This window comes from Rhizobium sp. PDO1-076 (assembly GCF_000247475.1).
In the GTDB taxonomy this organism is placed as follows: Bacteria; Pseudomonadota; Alphaproteobacteria; order Rhizobiales; family Rhizobiaceae; genus Allorhizobium.
In genome coordinates this window covers 1-1,780 of sequence record NZ_AHZC01000249.1, presented here as the reverse complement: position 1 = coordinate 1,780, position 1,780 = coordinate 1, and the positions used below count along the sequence as shown (strand labels likewise).

The 1,780-nt window shown below is 54.6% G+C and carries 3 protein-coding genes; all 3 read right to left on the bottom strand.

Features of this window, described 5'->3' with window-relative positions; all coding sequences use genetic code 11:
- Positions 1–374: hypothetical protein (locus tag PDO_RS29115; protein WP_244426454.1), on the bottom strand; the 374-nt coding region annotated here is incomplete at its 3' end.
- Positions 328–705, bottom strand: a complete 378-nt coding sequence (locus PDO_RS14275) for a DUF5615 family PIN-like protein (RefSeq protein WP_007602904.1) — start codon at positions 703–705, stop codon at positions 328–330. The genes PDO_RS14275 and PDO_RS29115, both read right to left, overlap by 47 nt.
- Positions 702–1,334: a DUF433 domain-containing protein gene (locus tag PDO_RS14270; RefSeq protein WP_007602903.1), complete on the bottom strand. Its 633-nt coding sequence runs from the start codon at positions 1,332–1,334 to the stop codon at positions 702–704. Before PDO_RS14270 ends, PDO_RS14275 begins: the two co-directional genes overlap by 4 nt.
- Positions 1,335–1,780 lie beyond the last annotated feature (446 nt).

Here is a 1,780-nt window from a genome sequence, read left to right as displayed (position 1 = left end):
CTCCTCCGGTCACCATCGCGAACTGCGCACTGCGGCGATGAGCCTGTGGGCGAAAATTGCAAGAGCATGACAGATATCTCCGGATGGCGTCTTTCGCTGGCATTTCCTCCGTTAAGTTTACGATGCCGGTGGGGGTGTTTCAGGCGGGAGATCCAGGTGAGGCCGTCGCCAGTCAAAACATGCCGGTTGAACTTAACGAAGCCGGTAATGCAGAAGCGGAGACGCCACCACAGGCGAACGCTGATATCCCAGGTGATAAAACCGTAGGAGCTGCTGGAATGCGGATAGACCTTTCCAGGATCGGCGGAAAGTGAAGCTTCTCGAGACTCAATCGCCTGGAAGCGAATAGCGGGTAAGGATAGCTTCGTCTCCATCGAGGCTGACTTCGATCACTTCGTTGACGATTTCCCCGCCCTCAATCAGTTCCTGCAACGTGAGGGCAAACAGCTGTCGTTGAAGTTCTGGAAGAACCTGCGGCACGATGATGACCAACCCTGCATGCAGCTCTTCCTTGGCGTAGAGCTTGCGGAAATCACGGGCATTGTTCGTGACGAACGTGAAATCCTCCTCGACGATCCGAGGCATGAGATCCCAGTCTGTTTCTCCGCTCAATCCGAGCCAATTGATATGGAAACAATCGTGGCCGTAATCACCTGCCACCGCTACGAGTGACGTATGAAGGCATTCATCGATCAGAAACTTCACGAGTTCGCGCCAGAGGGTTTGGTGGCTTTTTCGCTACGCAGAGGCAAACGCTTCGTTGATTTAACCTTCAAACCCAGCTCGGAAAGTTTGCGCGGCCGTCCTCGAGCCGGGTGTGCCGCAGCCCAGATTTCTGCAAGATCGACCATACGCGCTGTGAGCGAGGGATAACCCTCTACGATTTCCAGCGTGCTGGCGCCTTGGGCTTTCATGGCAGCGACCGTTCGCACGGGGACCCGCGTTTTGTTGAAGACAGGCTCACCACCCATCACGCCCTTGACGCTCTGGATCATCTGTTCTGCTTCTCTGAGCGCTTCAGCGCGAGCCGCCAGTTGTTCTCTCGCCCGTGCAACATCGATAATCAGAAAATCGTCGGCCCTGACTGTATCGGCCTCGGGATTCTGATCGATCGTATCGAATAGACGTTTGCGCCGCTCGGCAGACAGGATTGATCCGATGCCATACCATAGCTTCAGCTGAAGCAAATCCTGATCGTTTAGTGTCCGACCGTCACGGCCGACAGGCGGGGTGGAGATGATACGTTTGTCGATAGCGTTGTGCACCGACTTGACAGCAACTTCGCTAACAGCCGCTGCTTCAGCCGGGGTGTACGCACGCGAGGCAATAACCATAATTGTTCTCCTTGGAGAGAATATATAGCCTACATCATGCTTGCCGTAAAGTGTCAGCATTCCCGTCGTTGATGAGATATGGCGCGACAATTTGGATGGGAATGCGCGACGATCAGGATGAGGAATATGGTGGTCGCGATGTGGCGAAGATGAACTGCGAATCGGTTCGTTGCAAGGGGCATTTTTTTGATTGACGCTGAGCGACACGCGGTTTGCTTTTAGATTGTCGCGGCACGTCAATCTGGATTGTCGTGTTTGTCGCGGACTGCAGTGATGGCAGCAGAAAGCCGGCCTCCGTTTGAATGGAAGGCCGGCTTTCATTTGCGCGACAATCTATGTTGACGTTTGATTGTCGCGGCGCGTCAATCAGGGGAGGCTGATGCCAGCGTTGCCGTCAGTCGGGCCATCGCTGTTTTGCGTCAACCGGGATATTGCTGTTTTACGCC

Bases quoted from the DNA above. Each gene is read 5' to 3' on its own strand.
- PDO_RS14270 (WP_007602903.1), bottom strand. From the start codon at position 1,334: ATGGTTATTGCCTCGCGTGCGTACACCCCGGCTGAAGCAGCGGCTGTT.